Consider the following 23,256-nt stretch of genomic DNA (forward strand, 5'->3'; position numbering starts at 1 on the left):
AAGCCGGTAAAAATTTTTTCAAAATTCTTATTTATGCGAACTAGCGTATGTTTGAACGATGCTGAAACCAGCCTCATCGATAGCGTAAGTTAACTTGTCGATTTTAGAAGTTAATACGTTATACATGATAATTGCCACAGTAGATACCAAGATACCAGTTGCAGTGTTGATCAATGCCTCAGAGATACCTACCGCTAATGCTGACTGATCTGGTGCTCCAGAGTTTGCTAAACCGGCGAATGCACGGATCATACCTGTTACTGTACCCAATAAACCTACTAATGTACCAATTGATACCAAAGTTGCAATTACGGTTAAGTTTTGCTCTAACATTGGCATTTCTAAAGCTGTAGCTTCTTCTACTTCTTTTTGGATAGCAACGATTGATTGCTCAACATCCATATTAGTATCAGCTTCAACTTCGCTGTATTTTTTCAAACCAGATTTAATTACGTTAGCAACTGAACCTTGTTGTTTATCACACTCAGCTTTTGCAGCCTCGATGTTACCTGCGCTTAATAAACCTTGTACTTTGCGAATGAAAGTGTCTAAGCTAGATTTTCCACTTGCTTTACCAATAACGATGAAACGTTCGATAGAGAATACAATTACCACTAATAGTAATCCAACTAGGATCGCTACGATAGGACCTCCTTTGTAAGCTGTTCCAAGATAGTTACCAGGTAATGGTAATTTTTCTCTGTCACCATCGATAAAGTTACTTCCTTCTCCGAATACGAATCTCCAAACACAGAATCCAATGATAATACAAATTGGAATAACGAATGTTGCAAATACATTTGAAGCGCTAGAAGAGCTCTCTTTTTTAACAGTTGTTGGTTTTGGTGCGTTTGCCATTTTTTTTGAAATTTTAGTTTTAGTTCTTGTTTTTAATTTTTAGCTGTTTTTTTCTTTTGTACTACACTCAACGTTTCATATCCGAAATTGTTGCGAAAAACAAATTTATAAATTGATTTTAAATTACAAATTAATAAATCAATAAGCAATTAAATCGTTACTTAGAATTTTGTTCCGGTAAATCACCAAAGGGTGTATAACAAAAAAATTGCCCCAGCCGAGGCAATTCTTTCACAATAAAAACTAAAAAAAAATCGAATTGCAAATTTTTCGTGCAAAAAATGCATTTTAAAGTGCATTTAACATAATTTTAACGCTTCGTGTCTGCTTTTTGGTACTTTTGTCAGTTCAAATTGCTTAAAATTCTCGGTGAAGGCATTAGCCAGTTCATAGGCCTTTAAAAAGTATTCTTCCTGATTATCCCAAGTTTTAGAGGGGTCTAAAATTTCGTTCGGTACCCCTGGACAATTTAATGGCATCATCAATTTAAATACGTGGTGTTGCTTATATTTATTATGATCTAAATCTCCGTTTAATGCCGCGGTAATCATCGCTCTGGTATAACTTAATTTCATCCTTTTACCTACACCATAAGCGCCTCCGCTCCAACCTGTATTTACTAACCATACGTTTACCTGGTGTTTTTCCATCTTCTCACCTAATAATGCGGCATATTTAGATGGATGCAGTGGTAAGAAAGCTTTACCGAAACAAGCCGAAAACGTTAACTGAGGCTCTGTTACCCCTGTTTCTGTTCCTGCAACCTTTGCAGTATAGCCGCTCATAAAGTGGAACATGGCCTGTTCTACATTTAATTTTGAAATCGGAGGCAATACCCCAAACGCATCTGCGGTTAAGAAAAAGATATTTTTCGGAACGGCCGCTATTGATGGTAAAATGGCATTGTCAATATAATCTATAGGATAGGCTACACGGGTGTTCTCCGTTTTACTGATATTGCTATAATCAACCTCCTGCGTACCCGGAAAAAAATTAATATTCTCCAGTAATGAGCCAAATTTAATCGCCTTAAAGATCTGAGGCTCTTTCTCTTCGGTTAAATCTACACATTTTGCATAGCAACCCCCTTCGAAATTAAATACCGAATCTTTGCCCCAGCCGTGTTCATCATCGCCTATTAATCCTCTTTCGGGATCGGCTGACAGGGTGGTTTTTCCTGTGCCTGATAAACCGAAAAATATAGCGGTATCGCCATTTTTACCCACATTGGCCGAGCAATGCATGGAAAGGGTATTTTTATATACGGGCAGAACAAAGTTTAAAATAGAAAAAATTCCCTTTTTGATTTCACCTGTATAGCCTGTTCCTCCAATCAAAATCATTTTTTTGGTAAAATTGATGATGGAGAAATTTTCCTGCCTGGTTCCATCAATAGCCGGATCGGCCAGGAAGCCTGGCGCAGCAATGATGGTCCACTCTGGTGTGATCCCCAAATGATCTTCTTGTGGGCGAATAAACAAATGATGAGCAAAAAGATTCTGATAAGCCGTTTCTGTAATTACCCTGATTGATATCGAATAATCCGGATTGGCACAGGCGGAAGAATCGCGAACATAGATTTTCTTATCTTCAAGGTAATTCGTTAGCTTATAAAATAGCTGATCGAATTTTTCCGGAGAAATTTTAATGTTTACATCGCCCCACCAAACCTGATCTTCGGTTACTTCGTCGCATACAATAAAACGATCTTTAGGAGAACGTCCGGTAAACTTTCCGGTATCAACCGCCAGTGCCCCCGAAGTGGCCAGCGTACCTTCTTTATTTAATAAGGCATCATCAATTAATTCCGTTGGAGATAATTGGTACTTTACAGCAATGTTTCCACCTAGATTTAAATAGCTTAAATCTGGCGTTTGCAGTTTCTTTTTGCTCATAACAATAAGTTAGTTAGTACAGCAAAGGTAAATACTTATCTTCGACAAAAACTAGTTTTGAAGCGTAATTTTTTACATATTGTAGCAAATACACTATTATGTAAACATTTTATTTACAGCTATTTACATTCGTTTTTACAAGGCAAAAAAAATTAAAAAATTACACTAAGTAAAATCAGTTAAATGGTTTTAGCTGGTTTAAACTTTTAATAGGTAAGGTTTTGAAAATCAATGACGCATTGTTAAATGATTAAATATTGACCACCCCGCCCAGTGGGCACCCCTCCAAAGGAGGGGAGTTAGACGCTGAAAGGTAATTAACCTAAATAGTACGGCAACCCAAATTTAACTAAACCTGATAAAAGCGGCAGCTCCCAATCCCCTATCGATCAAAAAGCAATACCATCGGGACTACAGCGGTTAGCAGGACTGCCTTATCCGAAGAATTACGACAGCACCTTTTCTAATAAATAAACTATTATTGACCACCCCACCCTACGGGCACCCCTCCTTAAAAAAAGGAGGGGAGTTGAATTATCTTTTTCGCATATTGACAGCATAAAAACCACCCCACCCTGCGGGCACCCCTCAAGAGGGGAATAAATCAGCGCTAGAAAGGAAATTACCCGATCTTCCTATCGATCAAAAAGCAATACCATCGGGACTACAGCTGTTAGCAGGGCTGCCTTATCCGAAGAATTACGACAGCACCTTTTCTAATATTTAAACCGCTTATTAACCACCCGCCCAACGGGTTCGCCCTCTTTGAAAATACATAGTGGAGTTGAAATTACCTTTTTCGCATATAGGTAGCATAAAAACCACCCCACCCTTCGGGCACCCCTCAAGAGGGGAATAAATCAGCGCTAGAAAGGTAGTTAACCTAAATAGTACCACAACCTAAATTTAACTAAACCTGATAAAAGCGGCAGCTCCCGATCCCCTATCGATCAAACAGCATTGCCATCGGGACTACAGCGGTTAGCAGGACTGCCTTATCCGAAGAATTACGACAGCACCTTTTCTAATAAATAAACTATTATCATTTACCACCCCACCCTACGGGCACCTCTCCTTAAAAAAAGGAGGGGAGTTGAATTATCTTTTCGCGTATAGACAGCATAAAAACCACCCCGCCCTGCGGGCACCCCTCCTTAAAAAAAGGAGTGGAGTTAGAACCATCGTAGTAAAACCCATATCAGTTTTGGGTTCAAAAAATACAGCTATTTCATCCACTTAAACGTTTTAATAGAAATTTCGAAATAAAAATCAAAAAACATTTGCATTTTAAAAAAATAATCTCCTACTTTACGGTGTATAAAGTACACAAAGACAAGATGAATTTTAACACTTCGATTATTACAACGATTATTATTACCACCGGTATAAACCAGCGGGGCTAATTTGTTGTAAATTGAAAAAACATAAAACACAGAGAGCGTCCCGATGAAAGTCGGGACGCTTTTTTTTTAACCCATGCTGAATGAAACCTGTACGAGCAACCATAATTATCCGAACAGCATCAAACAGTTAAAACCAATTATAGACTAATGAAAGTACTTAAATTCGGCGGCACATCCGTAGGTTCGGCCGAGAACATTAAAACCCTCTTACGCCTGGTGGGCGAAGAAAAACAGAAGAACAGCCCGGTAGTTGTATTATCGGCAATGAGTGGTGTAACCAATTTACTTACCGATATGGCCGAAATGGCCGAGCGTGGGGAAGATTACGACACCCATTTAAAAGAAATCGAAGCAAAACACTTTGCTGTAATCCGTGCGCTTTTACCTGCGGCAGCACAAAACCCCGTGTTTACGCGTTTGAAAATCTTTTTTAACGAGTTAGAAGATTTATTACAGGCAGTAAGCAATTTAAAGGAACTGAGCTTGCAAACCAAAGATCAGATTCTGAGCTACGGTGAACGCTGTTCTACCTTTATGATCAGTCATATTGCTTCGCAAAATTTTGGTGATGCGGTTTATGTAAACGGTTCTGACCTGATTAAAACCGACAGCAATTTTGGGCAGGCAAAGGTAGATACTGTGCTGACCGAGCTGCTGATCAACAATTTTTACCAGGAACATAAAGGCAAAGTACTTTTTGTTACTGGTTTTATAGCGAGCAATGCAGCAGGCAGGGTAACCACTTTAGGCCGTGGAGGCTCTGATTATACCGCAGCGGTTTGGGGTGCAGCTTTAAATGCTGAAGAGATAGAAATATGGACGGATGTAAATGGTATGATGACCGCTGACCCGCGCATGGTGAAAAAGGCTTTCTCATTACCTGAACTGAGTTATACCGAAGCCATGGAACTGAGTTATTTCGGCGCAAAAGTGATCTATCCACCAACAATGATCCCTGCTTTTATGAAAAAGATTCCGATTGTAATTAAAAACACTTTCGAACCTGATTTCGCAGGAACTTATATCAAAAGCGATGTAAAAGCATCAAGTTTACCCATAAAAGGAATTTCCTCTATCAATCATATCAGCATCATCAACCTAACCGGAAGTGGTATGGTGGGTAAGGCAGGTTTTAGCGGAAGATTATTCTCACTGCTTTCGCGTGAACAGATCAATGTAGTATTGATTACGCAATCTTCATCAGAACATAGTATTACTTTCGCGGTTAAACCAACAGATGCCTCGCAGGCCATTTCTTTAATCAAAAAAGAATTCGAGCTGGAGTTAGATGCTAAAAAACTGGAACTGCCGGAAGTTGAAAATAATTTGGCTGTATTGGCTATTGTTGGTGAAAACATGAAACGTACACCAGGTATGAGCGGACGTCTATTCAGCGCTTTAGGTCGTAACGGTATCAATGTAAGGGCTATCGCTCAAGGTTCTTCAGAATATAACATCTCGGTTATTATCAGCAAAGATGATTTATCGAAAGCAGTAAATGCAGTACATGATGCTTTTTTTACCGATCTGAAAAGAACATTAAATGTTTTCTGTTTGGGCACTGGAAACATAGGTAAAACATTATTTAACCAATTGAAAGAGCAGATGCCATTTCTGGCAGCCAATAACGATTTACAAGTTAAGGTAACGGGCATCAGCAATACACGCAAAATGATTTTCAATGCTGATGGTCTTTCTTTAGAAAATTGGGAAGCGGAATTAAATACAAATGGTGAACAGGCAGATTTAGCTGGTTTTGTTGCCAAAATGAAAGCCCTAAACTTACCAAACTGTGTTTTTGTAGATAACACCGCTGCAGAATCGCCAATAGAATTTTATCAAGGCATCTTTGAGAGCAGCATCTCAGTAGTAACCTGCAATAAAAAAGGAAACTCAGCAGATTATGCTCAGTATAAATCATTTAAAGATACAGCCCGTAAATTCGGTGTGGATTTTTATTACGAAACCAATGTAGGTGCAGGTTTACCAATCATCCGAACTTTAAGAGAACTGATGATGAGCGGCGATAAGGTAGCCCGGATCGAGGCCATTTTATCAGGCACGATTTCTTACATCTTCAATAATTTCAAAGGCGATGCCGGCTTTTATGAAACGGTTAAGGAAGCGCAGGAACTGGGCTATACTGAACCAGATCCACGCGATGATTTAAATGGAAAAGATTTTATGCGTAAAATGCTAATCCTTGCCCGCGATGCTGGCTATCCGTTAGAAGCCAGTGATGTGAAAATCGACAACATTTTGCCGGAAGCCTGTTTAAATGCCACATCTGTTGAAGATTTCTATTCTGAATTACAGGCCAATGCAGCTTACTTCGAAAATTTAAAGAATACCGCAGCCAACGATGGAAAAGTTTTGCGTTACATCGGTAAGCTTGAAGATGGAAATGTTGAAATCAGTCTGCAAATGGTTGATGACAGCCACCCTTTTTATATGCTATCGGGAAGTGATAACATCATCTCTTTCACTACAGATCGTTATAAAACCCGTCCACTCGTGGTAAAAGGCCCAGGTGCAGGTGCCGAAGTTACTGCTGCTGGTGTTTTTGCTGATATCATTAACGTAGGTACTTTAAACAAATAGCTAAGCCAATTAATAATGAAAAATAGTATAAAAGTTTTCGCCCCGGCTACCGTTGCAAACGTAGTTTGTGGTTTCGATGTACTTGGTTTCGCTGTAAACGAACCAGGTGATGAAGTTGAAATGCGATTTACCGATACACCAGGTGTGGTGATCAAAAGAATTACCGGCGATGATGGCCGTTTACCATTAGATGCAACGAAAAATACCGTAAGTGCCAGTGTTCAGCATTATTTAAAGCATATAAACCGTTTGGATGTTGGTGTAGAAATTGAACTGCACAAGAAAATGCCTATTGGTAGTGGATTGGGCTCAAGTTCGGCCAGTACAGTTGCTGGTTTATTTGCCATTAACAAATTAATGGGCGACTTATTAACCACTAAGGAGCTGGTTCCTTTTGCCATGAAAGGTGAAGAACTTGCCTGTGGTTACGGCCATGCTGATAATGTTGCGCCTGCTTTATTAGGCGGTTTTGTACTGGTAAGAAGTTACGAACCGCTGGATGTAATCTCTTTACCTACTCCCGCTGGCATGTATGCAGCAATTGTTTACCCGGAAGTAGATGTACCTACTAAAGATGCACGCCAAATGATCCGCAGTAAAGTTGCCTTAAAAGATGCGGTTACACAATGGGGAAATGTTGCAGGTTTAGTGAGTGGACTATTCATGAATGATTTTGATCTGATCGGAAGAAGCATGAAAGATGTTCTGGTAGAACCAACACGTTCGATCTTGATACCAGGTTTTGAAGAAATGAGAAAACTGGCGATGGAAAATGGGGCAATCGGCTTCGGAATATCAGGTTCCGGTCCATCTGTTTTCGCATTAACGAAAGATGAAGAAACAGCCAGAAAAATAACCAAATCGCAACAGCAACATTTACATAAAATAAATATTAACAGCAAAGCCTTTGTATCTCCGGTTAATGCCGAAGGACCAAGAGTACTTTAAAGTAGGCTGGAAGGTAGAGGGCTTTTAGGCTGAGGGTTAAACACCCAAAACCTTCCAACCTTACCTTTCAACCCTTCAACCTCATTAAAAATGAAACTATACTCAACCAACAATAAAGATTTACGTGTTTCTTTTAAAGAAGCCGTTTTTAACAGCATGCCACAGGATAAAGGCCTATATATGCCTGTTGAAATCCCGCAGCTTGACCCCGAATTCATTCAGAATATCGAACAGTATTCTTTACCAGAAATAGCTTACAAAGTAGCTTCAACATTATTAAAAGATGAGATTCCGGCTGAAGATTTAAAAGCCTTAATTGATGATGCCATTAATTTTGAAGCACCGGCTGTTAAATTAGATGACAAAACCTTTGTGCTCGAATTGTTCCATGGTCCGTCTTTAGCTTTTAAAGATTTTGGCGCCCGTTTTATGAGCCGTGTAATGGCTTATTTCTTAAAAGATGGTGAACAACTTTTAGATGTCCTGGTCGCTACTTCAGGTGATACTGGCGGCGCAGTAGCTTTGGGTTTCTTAGGCGTACCAAATACCAGGGTAACGATCCTTTATCCGGAAGGGAAAGTGAGTCCGATACAGGAGCTTCAGTTAACCACCAACGGAGAAAATATTAGAGCCATTGAGGTTAAAGGAACTTTCGATGATTGCCAGGCTTTGGTAAAACAGGCTTTTGCTGATGAGGATTTGAATACAAAATTCAGATTAACCTCTGCCAATTCGATTAATATCTCCCGATTGATTCCGCAAACGTTTTACTATTTTAACACTTATGCTCAACTAAAAAAGCAAGGTTTTAATGATGTGATATTTTCAGTACCCAGCGGAAACTTTGGAAACATTGGCGCAGGTTTGTTAGCATACAAACTAGGATTGCCTGTTAAACAGTTTATAGCAGCTACCAATGTTAATGATACTGTGCCACGTTTTTTAGAAAGTGGTGTTTATGAAACCAAGCCGTCAACCCAAACCTACTCGAATGCCATGGATGTTGGTGCACCAAGCAATTGGATACGCATTATGGACCTGTTTAATCAGGATGTACAAGCCATAAAAAAAGTGGTTACTTCTTACCGTTTTACAGATGATGAAACATTAGCAGGCATTAAAGAAATTGATAGCAAATTAAACTATGTTGCTTGTCCTCATACTGCTATTGCTTATTTAGCAGTTGAAAAATACAGAAACGAAAATCCAACAGATGAAAGTGCTGCAGTTTTCTTATCTACCGCACATGCCTGTAAATTCCCTGATATTTTTCCTGCTGATATTGCAGCTAAAATAGAAATCCCTGAGCAGGTAAAAGCTTTAGAAAGCAAACCTAAGCATGCTGATCAATTAGGTGTAGATTTTGAAGGATTTAAAAAGTATTTGCTTAAAGGATAAAATTGATCGTCATTTCGAGCGGAGTGCAGCGAAGCCGAGAAATCTAACGAGATAGATCTCTCCATTCCACTGCGCTTCAGTCGAGATGACGACTCCTTTCTCTTACTTAGCATTCTGCGATTTTAGCGTTTTCAGCTCGCGCTGCAGCGCTTCAATCTGTTGCTGTTGCTCCTTTATGCTGGCAACTAAAAGTGGTACTAAACTTTCATAATCTACCTTGGTAATAGTAGCATTTTTAAAAGCATTTTTGCCCGATGGATAACTTTTGGCTTGTACAGAAACAATTTCAGGAAAAGCGGTTTTAGCATCAGCCCCTACAAAACCATATTGTGTTTTGGCAGATAACCTCAGTTTTTCGGCCCAGGCTTTATCATAATTAAAGCTTACCGGCTGGAGCCTTGCAACCTGACTTAAGGCATTTTCTACTGGTTTAACATTGTTCTGCACCACTTCTTGTGCACTGATTTTTAAAGTAGCTGCGATTAACAGCACGGTAAATGAAATTGCTCGTTTCATATCTTATTATTTGTAATTTTTAAAATAGAGAATTGGTTCCGCTTTTGCGAAGCGGGATATAAACAAAAAAGGATATGGTTATACGGATGGTGGTGGTGTTAAAACCTCTGGAAAATAAGCCAGTTGGAAAGAATGGTCAGGAATGAGCACTTTTTTTGAAGTTTGAAGTGGAAAATATAACGCTCCGTGAAACACGATCTGCTGCACGGCATATTCGGTTTCCACTTTCTTTTCTTCCTTCTCTGTTGCGTCATCATTTGTAGATAAAACTTCAACATTACTGGCAGAATAGTTTAAATACGAAATCGCATGGCTTACTTTTAAGAAAAAAGCTATTGCAATGCAGGCAATCAGTACATATTTAAGGCCTTCCAATTTCATCGGTACAAAGATAAAAGCTATAGCATTAAAACAATAATTTTCAGGTTAAAGTTCTGTAAGAATTTCGAGCATAGCTCTCGTAGCCAGCTCAACATCAGCGGCTGAGGTCCGCCAGTTTACAAAAGCAGCGCGTATTCCTTTCTTCCCGTTATAAAATGTAGGGGTCATAAATACTTTTCCGCTTGCGTTTAACATATTCAGAAATGTTGCAACTAAACTTTCATCTATCAACGAAAAACAAACAGTATTTAAACGTACAGGTGCCAGTAGTTCGAAGTTCGGATTTTCATTAATGAAATCGGCAAACCGTAAGGCCATTTCAACATTACTTTCTACAATTTCCTGATACCCTTGTTTTCCGTAGCTTGTAAGGGTAAACCATGCAGGTAAAGCTTTTAAACGGCGGGAGTTTTCGGGCAGGAAATTTAAATAACTAAAATTCTCCATCGGATTGCCTAAATAGGCTGCATTTGAATTCTGAAAGGTTTCTACCTGCAGCAACTGGTGTTTTTCTTTGACAAAAAACACCGCGCTTTCGTAAGGTACATTTAGCCACTTGTGGCAATCTACCGTAATGCTATCGGCATTTTCCCAGCCCTTAAGCAAATGGCTGTATTTAGGAGAGCAGGCTGCAAAACCACCAAAGGCTGCATCGATATGCCACCAGAAATTATATTTCTCTTTTAAGGTATTAATGGCTTCAAAATCATCAAAATCAACCGTATTTACTGTTCCGGCGCTGGAAATTAAAATGAATGGTTCTCCTTTTAAGGCTTGTATTTTAAGTTCGAGATCGGCAACGTCCAATGCTTCGCGGTTGCCCTGCATTACGTTTACCGGAATAAAATTGCCACTACCTAAGCCCAGCATTGATAAGGATTTGATGGCTGATGAGTGTGGTGTAGCCGATAGCACTTTTACAGTACCTGATATACCTTCTATGGCGAAATCTTTACCTTGTTGTTTACCAATCCATTGTCTGGCTACGGCTAAACAGGCAAAATTAGATAGTGTAGCACCTGTTACAAAACCGCCAAAAAAATCTTTGGGTAAATTAAATAAGGAAAGTAATAATTGGATAGTTTCGAGTTCGATGATCGCCGAAACATCTCCATCGCCTTTTGCGCTCTGTGTGTTTTGATCGTAGATCGTTGATAACCAATCGCCGGCAATGGCCGCAGGTGTTGTTCCGCCGGTTACAAAGCCCCAGTATCTTGGACCGGATGACGCCACCATAATAGGCTCAAAACGCTGATTAAATTGTTTCAAGGCTTCGATAGTACCTGAGCCATGCTCGTTTAAATCACTAACAATCTCCACTTCACCCGAACTCGCTGTTGAGCGTTCCTGAATGTGGTTTAAATAATCAATACCCTGTTGTTTAACTTCTGTGAGTATGGCATCAAGGTTTTGTTGATCGGTATTTAAATTATTCATGATTATTTTCAATTTTTCTAGCGTCGATTACAAATTCCGACTAACAAGTGATATTATGCCAATATTAATAAACCTGACAGCAGCGGCAGCCCCGATTTTTTCTATCGGGCTACAGCAAATGGCAGGGCTAAAGCATCAATGGAATACTGACTTTCATTTCCTAGTCAAGAATAAATCTCGACGTTATGCACTGTGGATTTTAAATCCATTAAAAATTAAATCAGAAGACGGGATTACAAATCCCGACTAACCAGTGACTCTGAAATAAATTCAGAGTGACGGCTCTCATTAAAATATAGCCTTCGCTATCTTTTTAGTCTGTTCAGGGCGGCCCATGGTATAAAAGTGCAATACCGGAGCGCCAAAATCAATCAGTTCTTTACATTGTTTAATCATGGCTTCAGTACCAATTTCTTTTGCCTCGTTATTGTTTTTAGCATGCGATAGCGCATCCGTTAATTCATCAGGTAAGTCGATATGAAAAATCTTAGGCAATACATTTAACTGCGATAAGGTACTGATGGGCTTCAAACCTGGTATAATCGGCACATTGATATCGTTTTCCCTACATTTCTTTACAAAATCGAAATACTTCTGGTTATCGAAAAACATCTGCGTTACAATAAACTCAGCCCCTAAATCTACTTTCTTTTTCAAATACCTAAAATCAGTATTTAAATTAGGTGCTTCAAAATGTTTTTCAGGATAGCCAGCTACGCCGATACAGAAATCGCTTTTAAAGGTTTCTACATCTTCATGGAGAAATTTACCTTCGTTATGGTTCTTAATGTGCTCAATCAAATCTGTAGCATAACAGTGTCCACCGGGAGTTGGCACAAAATTTCCATCTGCCTTACGGGCATCGCCACGCAAAGCCAAAACATTATCAATACCCAAAAACTGTAAATCGATCAATGCATTTTCGGTTTCTTCTTTCGTAAACCCACCGCAAATAAGATGTGGAACGGCATCAACCTTATATTTATGGATAATAGCCGCACAAATGGCAATGGTACCCGGCCGCTTGCGATAAGATACCTTTTGTAGCAAACCATTGGCTTGTTCTTTATAAATGTAATCTTCACGAAGCGAAGTCACATCAATAAAAGGAGGATTAAACTCTAGCAACGGTTCTATTGCATCATAAATCCACTGTATACTTTGCCCTTTAATAGGCGGCAATAATTCAAAAGAGAATAAGGTTTTACCCTTTGCGTTTTTTATATGGTCTGTAATCTTCATACCCTGTTTTGGTTGTCATGCTGAATGCTAATGAAGCATCTCTAACATATAGCAGTTCCTATTTTTTTGATGACTGCAAATATCAATTTATATGTTCTTCGGTTCGAGATCCTTCGTTCACTCAGGATGACAAATCGACGATGTTAATAAGCTAAATTCGGACTTAACCACCGCTCCACTTCTTCAACCGGCATATTCTTTCTGATGGCATAATCTTCAATCTGATCTTTGGTAATTTTTCCTAATCCAAAATACCTCGAATCAGGGTGCGCGAAATAAAACCCACTTACCGCTGCTGTTGGATACATGGCATAACTTTCGGTTAAGTGAAGTCCAATTTTATTCTCCGCATCAAGCAACTGGAATAAAGTTCCTTTTTCGGTGTGTTCCGGGCAGGCAGGATAACCTGGCGCGGGACGGATCCCTGCGTATTCTTCCTTAATCAATTCCTGATTGCTCAGATTTTCATCCTGTGCATAACCCCAATATTCTTTGCGTACACGTTCATGCAGGCGCTCGGCAAAGGCTTCAGCCAAACGATCGGCCAGTGCTTTGGCCATGATACTGTTATAATCATCGTAATTGGATTCGAACTCTTTCACCAGTTCATCAATCCCGATACCCGCCGTTACGGCAAAACCACCGAAATAATCCTGAATACCACTTTCTTTCGGTGCAATAAAATCAGATAAGGCGTAATAAGGCTGCCCATCTACTTTTTCGGCCTGCTGGCGGAGGGTGTGGATAGTAACTAGTCTTGAGTCTTCAGTCCTGAGTCCTGAGTCACTAGGTTGACTTCGGACTTTGGACTCCGGACTCTGGACTTCTAAAACGATGTCGTCTCCTACCGCATTTGCTGGCCAGAAACCGATCACGGCTCTTGCTGTTAACAGTTTTTCGTCGAGGATGCGTTTTAATAAAGTCTGTGCATCATCAAAAAGTTTCTTCGCTTCGTCGCCTACATTTTTATCGTCGAAAATTTTCGGATAACTTCCGCGGAGTTCCCAGGTATGGAAAAAAGGCGTCCAATCGATATAGGGAACCAATTCTTCTAAGGGATAGTTATCGAAAACCCTTGTGCCTGTAAATTCCGGAACAGGTAAGTTGGGCTGAAAATCGATCTTAAATTTATTTGCACGTGCTTCATCTAAGGTTTTAAAACGTTTATCCGATCGCTTATTTAAATGCGCTTCACGTGCTTTATCATATTCAGCTCTAATGCCTGCTACATAGTCATCTTTTGTTTCAGGATTCATCAGGGTGCTGCAAACGGTAACACTTCTGGAAGCATCTAACACGTGGATAGCAGGTCCCGAATAATGCGGTGCTACTTTTACAGCAGCATGGATTCTTGAAGTAGTTGCTCCACCGATAATTAATGGAATGGTGAAACCTTCGCGCTCCATTTCTTTGGCAAAGTGAACCATTTCATCCAGCGATGGCGTAATTAAACCACTTAAACCAATAATATCGGCTTTTATTTCTCTGGCTTTTTTGATGATTTCCTGCGCAGGAACCATCACACCCATATCAACAATTTCGAAGTTATTACAGGCCAATACCACGCCCACAATATTTTTCCCAATATCATGCACATCACCTTTTACAGTGGCCATTAATACTCTTCCTGCTGACGAATTCTGATCCTGATCGGGATTATCTAATTTCTCCTGTTCAATAAATGGCAATAAATAGGCTACGGCTTTTTTCATTACCCTTGCCGACTTTACTACCTGAGGCAGGAACATTTTCCCGGCGCCGAATAAATCACCTACGATGTTCATCCCGTCCATCAATGGCCCTTCGATTACCTGAATCGGGCGGGCATATTTTTGCCTGGCTTCTTCCACATCATCATCCAGATATTCTACAATTCCCTTAACTAAGGAATGAGATAATCTTTCTTCAACAGAACCTTTCCTCCACTCTTCATCTTTAACCACTTCTTTACCTTTCGATTTTACGGTATCGGCATATTCTACCAAACGCTCCGTAGCATCGTCTCTTCGGTTTAAGAGCACATCCTCTACCCTTTCTAACAATTCGGGTGGAATTTCCTGATAAACCTCTAACATCCCCGCATTTACAATTCCCATATCTAAACCGGCCTGAATGGCATGATAAAGAAATGCGGAGTGCATGGCTTCGCGAACGGTATTATTCCCCCTGAAAGAGAAAGAAATGTTAGAAACCCCACCACTCACTTTGGCATGAGGCAGGTTTTCTTTGATCCAGCGGGTAGCATTTATAAAATCGACAGCATAATTATTATGCTCTTCTAATCCGGTTGCGACGGTTAAGATGTTCGGATCGAAAATAATATCCTCTGCCGGGAAGCCAATTTCATTTACCAAAATATCATAACTCCGTTTACAGATTTCTTTTCTACGCTCGTAATTATCGGCCTGCCCCTGCTCATCAAAAGCCATTACCACCACGGCGGCACCATATTGCATAATTTTGCGGGCGCTTTCGCGGAATTTCTCTTCCCCTTCTTTTAGTGAAATGGAGTTTACAATTCCTTTTCCCTGCAAACATTTTAAACCATTTTCAATAACCGACCACTTAGATGAATCGACCATGATGGGCAATTTGGCTATATCAGGTTCAGAGGCAATGAGGTTTAAGAATTTGGTCATTGCTGCTTCCGAATCCAACATCCCTTCATCCATGTTCACATCGATGATCTGTGCACCGCCTTCAACCTGTTGTAGGGCAACGGCCAATGCAGCCTCGTAATCGCCGCTTAAGATCAATTTAGAGAATTTTGGAGATCCGGTAATATTTGTTCTTTCACCAATATTCACAAAAATGCTCTCTGGGGTGATGGTTACTGGCTCCAACCCGCTTAAACGCATATAAGGTTCTAGCACAGGGATTTTCCTAGGCTCAGCTTTCCTTGCATTTTTAGCAATACAGCCAATGTGCTCTGGCGTGGTGCCACAACAGCCACCCACAATGTTCACAAAACCAGAGGCAATAAAATCGTCAACCAAATGTGCCGTTTCATGCGGCTGCTCATCGTAAGCACCAAACTCGTTTGGTAAACCAGCATTTGGATAGGCCGAAACATAACAGCCCGCTTTTGCAGCAAGCTCCTCAATATGTGGTCGCATTTCTTTAGCACCCAAAGCACAGTTAAAACCGATGCTTAATGGTTTTGCATGCATTACAGAATTTAAGAAAGCTTCAGCAGTTTGACCTGAAAGTGTTCTGCCAGAGGCATCGGTAATGGTACCGGAAATCATGATCTCCAGTTTACGGCCTATTACCTCTTCATATTTTTTAATGGCTACAATAGCCACTTTAGCATTTAAAGTATCGAAAATGGTTTCGATTAATAATACATCCGAACCACCATCTACCAAACCGCGTACCTGCTCGTAATAAGCTGCTTCCAGCTCATCGAAATAAACAGCCCTAAAACCAGGATCGTTTACATTTGGCGACATGGAAAGGGTACGGTTGGTTGGGCCAATGGCACCAGCAACAAAACATTTACGGTCTGGATTTGCTGCCATGAACTCATTTACAGCTTCTTTTGCCACACGTGCACCTTCAAAACTCATTTCGTAAGAAAGGTCTTCCATCTGGTAATCGGCCATGGAAATGCGCTGTGTACTGAACGTATTGGTTTCGATAATATCGGCACCAGCCGCCAGATACTCCAGGTGTATCGTTTTTATAATATCCGGACGTGTGATGTTGAGCAAATCGTTATTGCCTTTTACATCACAGGGATGGTTTTTAAATCGCTCCCCCCTAAAATCTTCTTCGGTTAAGGTATATCGCTGAATCATGGTACCCATTGCACCATCAATCACCAAAATACGTTTTTCTAATTCTTCTCTTATGCTCATTCTTGTTGTTAGATATGAGAATTGAGATATGCGATATGAGAGTAGATAAGACACATTGTCTCAAATCTCAAATCTATAGTCTCAAATCTCAAAAAAAAGCTTATTTAAAAAGTTGGTACGAGAATCGTAATCCTAAACTTATCTGTTTCCGCTATTTGCAGAATAGAATTTAGCACCTTGTATGGTTACAGGTTGCTAAGACTTCGTTGGGTCTAATCCCTCCGTCTTTCTTAATAAGCATACAAAAATGCAACAAAGCAACATCAATTCCAAAAATTATCGCCTTGCTACCAAATAAAATTACAAAGGCCACGCAAAACTGCGCAGCCTTAAGAATATTGTTCTGTTTTTGAGATCTATCTTCTACTACCGAAAATACGCAATAGCGACAAAAATAAGTTGATGAAGGTGATATAAAGCGATAAGGCGCCCATGATCGCTAATTTTTTGCTTTCATTTACACCTAAAGTATTTCCATTTTCATCCAAACCTTCGCCAATTCTTTTAAGCTCTTGCACCTTGTAGGCAGTTAAGGCAGTAAAAATAGCCACTCCAATAAATCCCATAATGTACCCCAATGTAGAGCTGCCTAAAAACATATTGATAATACTGATGATCACCAAACCGATTACGCCTGCAAATAATATAGGTCCAAACTTACTCAAATCTGTATTTGTAGTGTAGCCCATTATCGCCATTACGGCAAATATCGCGGCAGCCGCTGCAAAACTAATTACAACAGATGGCAAAGAATAGGTTAACAGGATAAAGCTAAGCATTACTCCAGTTAATATAGAATAAAGCAAAAATACGCCAATTAATGCCTGATAAGACATCCGTTGCATACCAGCGCCCATCAAGAATACTAATCCTAGCGGAGCAAATATTGCAATGTAACCTAAAACAGTAAACCCACCTTTACCTGTTTGTGGGTTATAAGATAAAAGATAATCCAATACTGCTGGCGTACTGGCAATAAAATAAGCTGCAACTGTAGAAACAGCTAGTGCTACAAACATCCATAAGAAAACATTCCCAAAGAAACGTTTAGATGCAGATCTTTCCTGTACAAAAACACTGTTGTCTTGATATTGATAATTTTGTTGTTCCATTTTAAATTTTGTGTATTTAACTATATAAAAATAAATATTTAGTTTAATCTTTTTGTCAGCAATTCTTCAACTTTTTTAAAGACCTGTAGTGGTTTTAGTGTGCGCCATGGCAGATTGTCGAATGCACCGCCAAAGTTAATGTAATAATCGATGTTATTATCGCGAAACTCAGTGATTACGTGTTCCTGAAAATTTACGCCAACAATCCAGCCATCTTCTACTTCCTGAAACCACTCTTCATAATAACTATCATCAGAAGCATGGAAATTCAGCACATTTTCTCCGATCAGAATAAATTTATTAATGCCTTCATCCATCATCAGCTCTAAAATATCACGCTTTAGCAGCATAATATCATTATTAATGGCATCGTTCCACTCCCCTATAAATTCTATAACGGCATAACTGCGGTCGTAATCGGCGTACAATACCTTCATGTACAGCGTATTCGAGCCAAACTCGTCCCATTGGGGGTGCAATAAAAAGTTATAAATCTGTTTATCGAAATAAAGTTCAGAATATTCGGTATTGTAAAATGGCGAACGCTCATCTTCTGCCGAAATATAATCATCTCTCCACTGATAGTAAGGCTCAATTTCGTGCATGCTTTTTTCTTAATTATTGAAGGATTGAATTTTGAATGAGAGAATGATTAATGCTACTCTTACATGCTATCATTCACTAATTCTTTCATTCACTCCATCCCTCCTTCTCTCATTCTAACATTTCTCAGTGTCCTGCTGCAACTGCCTTACGCACGCTTCCATAACGGGTTAATAATTCAGCAGCTTCATCATAACCAATATTCAGTTCATCGGCAACCATTTGTGTACCACGATCTACCAGTTTATGATTGGTTAACTGCATATCGACCATTTTATTGCCAACTACGCGCCCCAACTGAACCATCACCGTAGTACTTAACATGTTTAACACCATTTTTTGTGCCGTACCCGATTTCATGCGGGTAGATCCGGTAATAAATTCAGGGCCAACCACCACTTCAACCGGAAAATCCGATTCAGCAGCAATAGGTCCGCCGGTATTACAAACAATGCAACCTGTTAAAATGCCATGTTTGCGTGCTGTGTTTAATCCGCCGATTACATATGGAGTGGTACCCGATGCTGCCAGGCCAACCAAACAATCTTTTTCATTAATCTCAAATTCCTGTAGATCTTTCCAGGCTTGTTCGGCATCATCTTCAGCAAATTCTACCGCTCTTCTAATGGCAGTATCTCCGCCAGCAATAATTCCTACAACCCAATCAAAAGGAACACCGTAAGTAGGCGGACATTCAGATGCATCTACTACGCCTAAACGACCACTTGTACCTGCACCTATATAAAAGAGACGACCACCTTTTTTCATTCGCTCGGCAACTGCCGATGTTAATTTTTCGATCTGAGGCAAACATTTTTCAACTGCAAACGCTACAGTTTTATCTTCGTTATTAATGCCCTGCAAAACTTCTAATACCGACATCTGATCGATGTGGTCATAGTTAGATTCTTGCTCGGTAACTCTATTCATAAATTTAATTTTGATAAAATTCGGTAAATTCTTTTTAAAAACTGCGCTAAAAACTCAAAAATATCTGTCATAAATTTCGAGTGAGGTCTTCCTTGCGTTAATTAATGTTAAATATTATAAACAAAAGACATGAAAATGCAGTTAAAAAATATATCAACTCGCTAATTTTCATAAATTTGCATTAACGCCGATGAAAAAAAATACCCGAAATAACGTACTGATTGCACTAAGCTATTCTGTAATTTTAATAGTGGGTATGTTTTTGGGTATAAAATTCATTAAAGATCAAGGCTTTGGCGTTAAAAAAAGCCCTCAGCTAGCCAACAATAGCGACGAAAAATTAAACGAAATCTTACATATCATCAATGGCAATTATGTTGATGACATCAATACCGATTCGCTTCAAAACTTACCTATAGATAGCGTTTTACACCAACTCGATCCACATAGTGTTTACTTGCCACCAACTGATGCGCAAGATATGACTGATAACCTGGAAGGAAATTTTGAAGGCGTAGGCATAGAATATTATATGCTTAACGATACCATGATGGTTACCGGTGTGGTTAAAGACGGACCGGCTTATCAGGCGGGAATTAAATTGGGCGACAAGATCCTGAGTATCGATACTGCAGTAGTAAGTGGCCGAAACCTACCGAAAGATCAACTTACCGGTCGTTTTAAAGGTAGATCCGGGACTGGTGTGAGCGTAGTGCTTTTACACCCGGGCGCTCCGCAAAGTAACCGCATTATGGTTACCCGTGGTAAAGTCAACATCAGTAGTATTGATGCTGCCTACATGATTAACAACGAAACAGGTTATGTGCGGATTAGTAAATTTGGTGCCAATACGGATAACGATTTCTCTGCTGCAGTCAACAACCTGAAGGCAAGGGGTATGAAAAAACTTATTCTTGATTTGCGCGATAATGGAGGTGGTTATTTTACCGCAGCTACGGGTTTAGCTGATCAGTTTTTGGCAGAGAACAAACTTATTGTATATACACAGGGCAAGCATGAGCCGCGTACCGATTATTTTTCCACAGGTACCGGCGCTTTTCAAAATGGCAAACTGGCTATCCTGATTAATGAAAATACGGCTTCTGCCAGCGAAATTGTAGCTGGAGCCATCCAGGATTTAGGGCGTGGGATTATTGTTGGCCGCCGTTCTTTTGGAAAAGGTTTGGTACAAGAGCAATTTGCTTTTGGCGACGGCTCTGCATTGAACTTAACCATCGCAAGATATTATACACCATCGGGACGTAGCATTCAAAAATCATATAAGAAAGGTTACAATGCCTACAAACATGAATTAGATGAACGCTTGATGGATGGGGAGCTTACAGGAGACCGTACCTCTTTTCAAGATTCTATTGAGAAAACTGAAGGTGTAAATATTCAACCGAACAAAAAAGTTAAACCGATTGGCGGTATACAACCAGACGTATTCGTGAAATTAGATACCAGTGGCTACAATAAGTTTTACAGTAATTTAGTGAGCAAAAAAGTACTTTCTGATTATGTATTTAATGTACTTACTAATAAGTATAGCGCCAGTTTTGTAGAACAGAATATCAATATCTTTACTATAAATGATAATGACTTTAAAGACTTCATCGGGTATCTTCAACGCAAAAATGTGGCGATAGATCGTTTCCAATTGTACAATTCTAAAACTGTGATCTTAAACGATTTAAAAGCTTTGCTTTGTCGCTATTATCTGGGTGATGTGGGCTACTATAAAGCGGCAAATCAAAACGATAATGCGGTAAGACAGGCGCTACTAAACCTTCAGTAGCCATATTTTATACTTTCCTGACTATAAATCGATAACTAAATTTCCCTACACCATCTGTAACGATCTGTAAAAAACGGCAACTGGCGGCAGAACAGGGAAATTCGCACATCATCTGCATGCCAAACGTAATGCAATGACATATCGATCTTTTGATTACCGACCTTAAAGCTGAAATGGTGTTGCAGGATTGACGCTGTACAAACATTTCAATAAGCCCAGGTGTTTAATAACGGTACTAAATGAGTATTTACACCTAAACAGCTTCAGATGAAAATAATAATTGTAGGCGCAACGGGCACACTGGGTAAAAAAGTAGCCGAAGCTTTCGCCCAAAAACACGAGATCATTCGTGTAGGAAATACCAAAGGAGATTTTCAGGTAGATATTACCAATGAAGCATCGATTAAAGCCTTGTTCGAACAGATTGGTGCTTTCGATGCCCTGATTAGTACCAGTGGGAAAGGCCCTTTTACGCCTGTAAGTCAAATGACTGGTGAAGTGTTTAAGAGTGGGCTGCTGGATAAGTTAATGGGTCAGGTTAACCTGGTGCTTATCGGTCAGCACTATATTAACAAAGGTGGTTCATTTACCCTAACTTCGGGCATATTGGCCGAACATCCGGTTGCAGCCGGTGCAGCATTGAGCGCAATAAATGGAGCACTAAACTCTTTTGTTTTGGCAGCTGCTCCGGAACTCAAAAATGAGGTTCGTATAAACGCCATCAGTCCTAACGTGGTTGAAGATTCGCCTGCCTATTTCGATTCGTTTCCCGGAGAAATTCCCGTTACCATGGAGAAAGTAGTTAAAGCTTACGAGAAAAGTGTGTTGGGCATTGTAACAGGCCAGGTAATAAAAGTTTATTAATTAGGTCCGGCATTTGAAGAAATCCGGGACCTCGTTTTTTAACAAAAGCTTATTCTATAATTTTGGTTATTCAAAATCCAAAGCTTTATATTGGTCTATCTAACAACCTCAAGCATGATCGAAACTGAACGCCTCATTTTAAGACCATTAACACATGATCAACTTTTAAAATACATTAAAGATGATCATTCACTTGAACAGGAGTTTGGCCTTTTGCCAACAAAGAAAAACATTTCGCCTTCGCTGCACGATGCACTTGAACAAACCATTTTGCCTAATGTCTTTGATAAGGATAAAGATTATCTGTACCATACTTTATGGACAATCATATCTAAACCCGATCATAGAATGGTAGGCGATATCTGTTTTGTTGGCGAGCCTGATCCGAATGGCGAAATTGAAATAGGTTATGGTACCTATGAGGAATTTAGAGGCCGGGGTTTTATGACCGAAGCTGTTGGCCGGTTAATAGAATGGGCCAGGGAACAGCCAAAAGTGAAATCGGTTTTTGCCGCTACTGCAAAAGATAATGTGGCCTCTTATTCTATTTTAGAGAAAAACAACTTTATTCATGTTGGGGAAGTTGATGATATGTTAAGCTGGAAAATTGAATTGAAATAATTTAAATCAATTGTGTTCGTTTGCATTGAAAGCAATCCTCTATTTTAAAATCAATCCTTAAACTTATCTATGCGTTATCTTTTTTCCTTTTTATTTTCTTTATCCGCTTTTATCGCTCTCGCGCAAAATCCAAAGTTAAAAATCAAACATTTATCAGGCGATCTGTATGTTTATACCACCTACAATACCTACAAAGGTGCCGTAACAGATGCAAATGCAGTTTACCTGGTTACCAATAAAGGTGTAGTCGTAATCGATGCGCCCTGGGATGCCACGCAATTCCAGCCTTTTTTAGATTCTATTCAGGCTAAACACCACCAAAAAGTAGTGCTAGCCGTTGCCACACATTCGCATGGCGACCGTGCAGGTGGTTTAGCATTTTTTAAAAGTAAGGGCATAAAAACCTATACCAGTAAATTAACCGATGACATTCTGAAAACCAACAAAGAGCCACGCGCGGCATATACTTTTACCAACGACACTACTTTTACAGTGGGACAGTATAAAATAAACACCTATTACGGCGGTAAGGGGCATACAAAGGACAATCTGGTGATTTGGTTTCCAAAAGACAAAGTCTTGTTCGGCGGTTGCCTGGTTAAAAGCGCCAAAGCAAATGATTTGGGTTATATTGGAGAGGCTGATTTAGCCGCATGGCCAAAAAGCATTGAAAAGTTAAAGCAGAAATATCCTGACACCAAATTTGTGATTACCGGACATGATGCCTGGGGGAACAGGGAATCTTTAGATCATACGCAGAAGCTATTGAAGGAGAAATAAAATGCAAAG

The 23,256-nt window shown here is 39.7% G+C and carries 18 protein-coding genes and 1 riboswitch; of the genes, 8 read left to right on the forward strand and 10 right to left on the reverse strand.

The genetic code is table 11. The annotated features are described in order from the left end of the window. Positions 1-27: 27 nt before the first annotated feature. Together QF042_RS25495 and pckA are read right to left on the reverse strand one after the other, a co-directional pair. Positions 28-858, reverse strand: a complete 831-nt coding sequence (locus tag QF042_RS25495; protein WP_086548865.1) for a MotA/TolQ/ExbB proton channel family protein — start codon at positions 856-858, stop codon at positions 28-30. 299 nt (positions 859-1,157) lie between these two features. Beyond that, positions 1,158-2,753: a phosphoenolpyruvate carboxykinase (ATP) gene (gene pckA, locus QF042_RS25500; protein ID WP_307532951.1), complete on the reverse strand. Its 1,596-nt coding sequence runs from the start codon at positions 2,751-2,753 to the stop codon at positions 1,158-1,160. Positions 2,754-4,303: 1,550 nt separating this feature from the next. On the opposite strand from pckA, the gene thrA reads away from it, so the two are divergent. The 3 genes from thrA to thrC all read left to right on the forward strand — a co-directional run bounded on the left by thrA (position 4,304) and on the right by thrC (position 9,103). Beyond that, the gene (thrA, locus tag QF042_RS25505; protein WP_307532952.1) at positions 4,304-6,757 is read left to right on the forward strand and encodes a bifunctional aspartate kinase/homoserine dehydrogenase I; all 2,454 of its coding nucleotides are present in this window, start codon (positions 4,304-4,306) and stop codon (positions 6,755-6,757) included. Positions 6,758-6,772: 15 nt separating this feature from the next. Next, on the forward strand, positions 6,773-7,705 hold the full coding sequence (locus tag QF042_RS25510) for a homoserine kinase (protein WP_307532953.1): 933 nt from the start codon (positions 6,773-6,775) through the stop codon (positions 7,703-7,705). A gap of 90 nt (positions 7,706-7,795) precedes the next feature. Beyond that, on the forward strand, positions 7,796-9,103 hold the full coding sequence (gene thrC, locus QF042_RS25515) for a threonine synthase (protein ID WP_307532954.1): 1,308 nt from the start codon (positions 7,796-7,798) through the stop codon (positions 9,101-9,103). A 102-nt stretch (positions 9,104-9,205) separates the two neighbouring features. Here thrC and QF042_RS25520 read toward each other — a convergent pair whose 3' ends face one another. The 3 genes from QF042_RS25520 to QF042_RS25530 form a co-directional block, all read right to left on the reverse strand. Beyond that, a complete protein-coding gene (locus QF042_RS25520; RefSeq protein WP_307532955.1) occupies positions 9,206-9,619 on the reverse strand; it encodes a tail fiber domain-containing protein in 414 nt (137 codons plus the stop codon). Positions 9,620-9,697: 78 nt separating this feature from the next. After that, entirely contained in the window at positions 9,698-10,000 is a 303-nt protein-coding gene (locus QF042_RS25525) for a hypothetical protein (RefSeq protein ID WP_307532956.1), read from the reverse strand. A gap of 45 nt (positions 10,001-10,045) precedes the next feature. Beyond that, the gene (locus tag QF042_RS25530) at positions 10,046-11,437 is read right to left on the reverse strand and encodes a pyridoxal-dependent decarboxylase (RefSeq protein ID WP_307532957.1); all 1,392 of its coding nucleotides are present in this window, start codon (positions 11,435-11,437) and stop codon (positions 10,046-10,048) included. Positions 11,438-11,492: 55 nt separating this feature from the next. Between QF042_RS25530 and QF042_RS25535 the strand changes: the two genes are divergently transcribed. Then, a complete protein-coding gene (locus tag QF042_RS25535) occupies positions 11,493-11,687 on the forward strand; it encodes a hypothetical protein (RefSeq protein WP_307532958.1) in 195 nt (64 codons plus the stop codon). A 38-nt stretch (positions 11,688-11,725) separates the two neighbouring features. On the opposite strand, the gene QF042_RS25540 is transcribed toward QF042_RS25535, so the two are convergent. The 5 genes from QF042_RS25540 to murQ form a co-directional block, all read right to left on the reverse strand. After that, positions 11,726-12,679 (reverse strand): methylenetetrahydrofolate reductase, encoded by a 954-nt coding sequence (locus QF042_RS25540; protein WP_307532959.1) that lies wholly within the window; start codon positions 12,677-12,679, stop codon positions 11,726-11,728. Between the two features lie 143 nt (positions 12,680-12,822). After that, positions 12,823-16,539 carry a methionine synthase gene (gene metH, locus QF042_RS25545; protein ID WP_307532960.1) on the reverse strand — a complete coding sequence of 1,239 codons (3,717 nt, stop codon included), beginning with the start codon at positions 16,537-16,539 and terminating at the stop codon, positions 12,823-12,825. Positions 16,540-16,674: 135 nt separating this feature from the next. Next, positions 16,675-16,779, reverse strand: a riboswitch (SAM riboswitch). Positions 16,780-16,895: 116 nt separating this feature from the next. Further along, a complete protein-coding gene (locus tag QF042_RS25550) occupies positions 16,896-17,651 on the reverse strand; it encodes a Bax inhibitor-1/YccA family protein (protein ID WP_307532961.1) in 756 nt (251 codons plus the stop codon). Between the two features lie 38 nt (positions 17,652-17,689). Beyond that, positions 17,690-18,256: a hypothetical protein gene (locus tag QF042_RS25555; RefSeq protein ID WP_307532962.1), complete on the reverse strand. Its 567-nt coding sequence runs from the start codon at positions 18,254-18,256 to the stop codon at positions 17,690-17,692. Between the two features lie 124 nt (positions 18,257-18,380). Further along, the gene (gene murQ / locus QF042_RS25560; protein ID WP_307532963.1) at positions 18,381-19,184 is read right to left on the reverse strand and encodes an N-acetylmuramic acid 6-phosphate etherase; all 804 of its coding nucleotides are present in this window, start codon (positions 19,182-19,184) and stop codon (positions 18,381-18,383) included. A 190-nt stretch (positions 19,185-19,374) separates the two neighbouring features. On the opposite strand from murQ, the gene QF042_RS25565 reads away from it, so the two are divergent. From QF042_RS25565 to blaB1PEDO, 4 genes are all read left to right on the forward strand, one after another. Beyond that, entirely contained in the window at positions 19,375-20,982 is a 1,608-nt protein-coding gene (locus QF042_RS25565) for a S41 family peptidase (RefSeq protein WP_307532964.1), read from the forward strand. A gap of 267 nt (positions 20,983-21,249) precedes the next feature. Beyond that, complete coding sequence (locus QF042_RS25570) at positions 21,250-21,846, forward strand: short chain dehydrogenase (RefSeq protein ID WP_307532965.1); 597 nt, start codon at positions 21,250-21,252, stop codon at positions 21,844-21,846. Between the two features lie 114 nt (positions 21,847-21,960). After that, on the forward strand, positions 21,961-22,467 hold the full coding sequence (locus QF042_RS25575) for a GNAT family N-acetyltransferase (protein ID WP_307532966.1): 507 nt from the start codon (positions 21,961-21,963) through the stop codon (positions 22,465-22,467). A 69-nt stretch (positions 22,468-22,536) separates the two neighbouring features. Further along, positions 22,537-23,247: a PEDO-3 family subclass B1 metallo-beta-lactamase gene (blaB1PEDO, locus tag QF042_RS25580; protein WP_307532967.1), complete on the forward strand. Its 711-nt coding sequence runs from the start codon at positions 22,537-22,539 to the stop codon at positions 23,245-23,247. The last annotated feature ends 9 nt before the right edge of the window (positions 23,248-23,256 follow it).

This window comes from Pedobacter sp. W3I1, assembly GCF_030816015.1.
In the GTDB taxonomy this organism is placed as follows: Bacteria; Bacteroidota; Bacteroidia; order Sphingobacteriales; family Sphingobacteriaceae; genus Pedobacter.

Bases quoted from the DNA above. Each gene is read 5' to 3' on its own strand.
- QF042_RS25495 (WP_086548865.1), bottom strand. From the start codon at position 858: ATGGCAAACGCACCAAAACCAACAACTGTTAAAAAAGAGAGCTCTTCT.
- pckA (WP_307532951.1), bottom strand. From the start codon at position 2,753: ATGAGCAAAAAGAAACTGCAAACGCCAGATTTAAGCTATTTAAATCTA.
- thrA (WP_307532952.1), top strand. From the start codon at position 4,304: ATGAAAGTACTTAAATTCGGCGGCACATCCGTAGGTTCGGCCGAGAAC.
- QF042_RS25510 (WP_307532953.1), top strand. From the start codon at position 6,773: ATGAAAAATAGTATAAAAGTTTTCGCCCCGGCTACCGTTGCAAACGTA.
- thrC (WP_307532954.1), top strand. From the start codon at position 7,796: ATGAAACTATACTCAACCAACAATAAAGATTTACGTGTTTCTTTTAAA.
- QF042_RS25520 (WP_307532955.1), bottom strand. From the start codon at position 9,619: ATGAAACGAGCAATTTCATTTACCGTGCTGTTAATCGCAGCTACTTTA.
- QF042_RS25525 (WP_307532956.1), bottom strand. From the start codon at position 10,000: ATGAAATTGGAAGGCCTTAAATATGTACTGATTGCCTGCATTGCAATA.
- QF042_RS25530 (WP_307532957.1), bottom strand. From the start codon at position 11,437: ATGAATAATTTAAATACCGATCAACAAAACCTTGATGCCATACTCACA.
- QF042_RS25535 (WP_307532958.1), top strand. From the start codon at position 11,493: ATGCCAATATTAATAAACCTGACAGCAGCGGCAGCCCCGATTTTTTCT.
- QF042_RS25540 (WP_307532959.1), bottom strand. From the start codon at position 12,679: ATGAAGATTACAGACCATATAAAAAACGCAAAGGGTAAAACCTTATTC.
- metH (WP_307532960.1), bottom strand. From the start codon at position 16,539: ATGAGCATAAGAGAAGAATTAGAAAAACGTATTTTGGTGATTGATGGT.
- QF042_RS25550 (WP_307532961.1), bottom strand. From the start codon at position 17,651: ATGGAACAACAAAATTATCAATATCAAGACAACAGTGTTTTTGTACAG.
- QF042_RS25555 (WP_307532962.1), bottom strand. From the start codon at position 18,256: ATGCACGAAATTGAGCCTTACTATCAGTGGAGAGATGATTATATTTCG.
- murQ (WP_307532963.1), bottom strand. From the start codon at position 19,184: ATGAATAGAGTTACCGAGCAAGAATCTAACTATGACCACATCGATCAG.
- QF042_RS25565 (WP_307532964.1), top strand. From the start codon at position 19,375: ATGAAAAAAAATACCCGAAATAACGTACTGATTGCACTAAGCTATTCT.
- QF042_RS25570 (WP_307532965.1), top strand. From the start codon at position 21,250: ATGAAAATAATAATTGTAGGCGCAACGGGCACACTGGGTAAAAAAGTA.
- QF042_RS25575 (WP_307532966.1), top strand. From the start codon at position 21,961: ATGATCGAAACTGAACGCCTCATTTTAAGACCATTAACACATGATCAA.
- blaB1PEDO (WP_307532967.1), top strand. From the start codon at position 22,537: ATGCGTTATCTTTTTTCCTTTTTATTTTCTTTATCCGCTTTTATCGCT.